This is a genomic window from Nonomuraea sp. NPDC003201 (assembly GCF_053590415.1).
On the sequence record NZ_JBSFTC010000653.1, the window covers coordinates 1 to 2491 of the forward strand.

The 2491-nt window shown below is 68.4% G+C and carries 3 protein-coding genes; 1 reads left to right on the forward strand and 2 read right to left on the reverse strand.

Translation table 11 applies throughout. The annotated features are described in order from the left end of the window. Together ACWDX9_RS62310 and ACWDX9_RS62315 are read right to left on the reverse strand one after the other, a co-directional pair. On the reverse strand, positions 1-272 hold a 272-nt coding region (locus ACWDX9_RS62310; RefSeq protein WP_449973283.1), incomplete at its 3' end, for a hypothetical protein. 156 nt (positions 273-428) lie between these two features. Then, on the reverse strand, positions 429-1451 hold the full coding sequence (locus ACWDX9_RS62315) for a LacI family DNA-binding transcriptional regulator (protein ID WP_449973284.1): 1023 nt from the start codon (positions 1449-1451) through the stop codon (positions 429-431). Positions 1452-1657: 206 nt separating this feature from the next. Between ACWDX9_RS62315 and ACWDX9_RS62320 the strand changes: the two genes are divergently transcribed. Next, positions 1658-2491, forward strand: an 834-nt coding sequence (locus ACWDX9_RS62320) for a glycoside hydrolase (protein WP_449973285.1), incomplete at its 3' end; no start/stop codon positions are given.

Consider the following 2491-nt stretch of genomic DNA (forward strand, 5'->3'; position numbering starts at 1 on the left):
TGGAGCCCGAAGATCAGCCGGTAGGGGTGGTTCATGTCGTAGTTGTCGGGGACCTTGAGGATGTAGCTGCGGTTCTTGCCGCTGGTCTGGATCGAACGCGTACCGCTCGCCAGTCCTGGAGCCTTGCCGCATCCCGCAGTCGCCGCCAAGGCGCTGACCGCGGGTGTGGTGGTGGTGCCGAGGCTGGCGCTCAGCGCCGGGCCGCCGGTGGTCACCAGGACGACGAGCGCCACGACCGCTAAGGCGGTCAACAAGGGTCTACGTCTGGACATCGCGCAACTCTCTCTGCCGATCCGATGCATGAGGTGCGTTATCGATAACACCCAACGGTGTAAGGGCGGCGGCCGACGCATGTCAAGGCAGGGTGAAAGTTTCAGCGGGGCGGGTTGGTGGCCGTCGCAGCTATTGGTCGGCCCATGCGTTATCGATCACACACCGCCCTGCTCGCACGCGTACGGTGGCGGACCCACGGTCTCGCGTACGATCACCCGGTTGATCGACCGTGAGGGGGATTCAGGCACCGGCTCGCCCCGGACTTCCGCGATGAGCTTGGCCATGGCCTCCCGCCCCTGAACCTCGCGATCGACGGCCACCGTGGAGAGCGACGGGCTGGCGAAGCGCCCGAGTTCCTCGTCGTCCCAGCCGAACACGCTGACGTCGTCGGGAACGCGCCAGCCCCGGGAGAGCGCTCCTCGTACGGCGCCCATGGCCACGTGGTCGTTCGCGGCGACGACGGCGGTCACGCCGCTCCCTTCGGGCAGGCCCCGGACGGCGTCGTAGCCGGACTGCGGGCTCCAGTCCCCGAGGGCGATGCCGTACGACGTGAGCCCGTGCTGCTTGATCGTCTGCTCGTAGAGCAGTTTGCGATTGCGGGCGGAGGCGAAAGTCTGCGTGCCGGCGATGTGGAAGAAGACTCGGTGCCCCAGCGAGGCGAGATATTCGATGATCTCGCGGATCGGAGAGGCGTCCGCGAGCTCGTTGACGCTGCGGAGGTTGTCGTCGTAGTCACCCGTGACGACGATGGGGACCGGAGACGCCCCGGGGTCGATCTCGAGGGGCGTCAAGGACAGGATGCCCTCGACCTGCCCCGAGCCCGCGAGCTCCAGGATCCGCTCCGCCCTGGCGCGGGGGTCGCCCTCCATGCTGACGACCTCCAGCTGGAAGCCTTCGGCGTGAGCGGCCGTGGAGGCGGCGCTGAGCAGGCGTACCGGCCACAGATAGGTGGAGGCGGGAAGGGTGATCGCCAGCCGGTTGGTGCGCCGGGTGCGCATGGAGCGCGCGACCAGGTTGGGCCGGTAGTTGAGCTCCTGGACGACCAGGTCGATCTTCCTGCGGGTCTCCGGCTTCAAGCCCTCGTTGTGGCGGAAGTAGCGGGAAACCGTCTGGTGGGAAACGCCCGCGCGCCGGGCCACCTCGTGGATCGTGACGCGCGGCGTCTCGGCCTCGCCCAAGGGGACCCCCTTTCCTCGCTCCTTGCGGGACAGCCTAGCGTTGACGCTAAAGTGATCGATCACTAATATGCGGTCGCGTCGGCCAATGACCTGGCCGGCCTGCCCGTGGCACTCAACGCGGGCGACCCGTCACGGCACCGGATCCAGGGTTCGGGCAGGATGGTCGCCAGCAAGGTCGTCGCAGTCACATGCTCGGAGCTCCCGTGATGAACGAACCCCTGCCGGCCGATCCACCGGCGATCACGATCGACGATGGAGTCCGGCACCAGAGCATCGACGGGTTCGGGATCTCCATGGCGTTCCGGCGGAACGAACTCGTCAGGGCCCTCCCGGAGGACAAGCAGCGGGAGATCCTCGACCTGTGGTTCAGCCGCGAGAAGGGCGCCGGGCTGAGCATTCTGCGGCTCGGCATCGGCTCGGCCCCGGCGGGCAGCCCGTACGACGAGATGGTGTCGATCCAGCCCGAGGACCCCGGCGGCCCGGACGCCCCGCCCGAGTACGTGTGGGACGGCGACGACAACGGCCAGGTGTGGCTGGCCAAGGCCGCGCAGGAGTACGGCGTGCGGCGGTTCTTCGCCGTCGCCTGGAGCGCGCCCGGCTACATGAAGGACACCGGCGAGGACAGGAGCGGCGGCAGGCTGAAGCCGGAGTGGCGGCACGCCTACGCGAATTACCTGGTGCAGTACACGAGGTTCTACGCGCGGGAAGGCATCCAGATCACCGACCTGGGGTTCGCGAACGAGCCCGACTGGACGGCCCTGTACGCCTCCATGCGTTTCACGCCCGAGGAGGCCGCCCAGTTCGTCAAGGTGCTCGGTCCCATCGCCTCGGGCGTGCGGGTGGTGTGCTGCGAGTCGGTCGGCTGGACGGAGGCCAGGGCGTACACGGCCGCGATCGAGGCCGACGCCGAGGCCCGTCGCTGGGTGAAGGTCCACACCGGGCACAGCTACGCCACCCCCGTGGACTCCCCGCTGCCGACGGAACGGCCGACGTGGATGTCGGAGTGGCATCCCAACGGCACCAGCTGGAACGAGAACTGG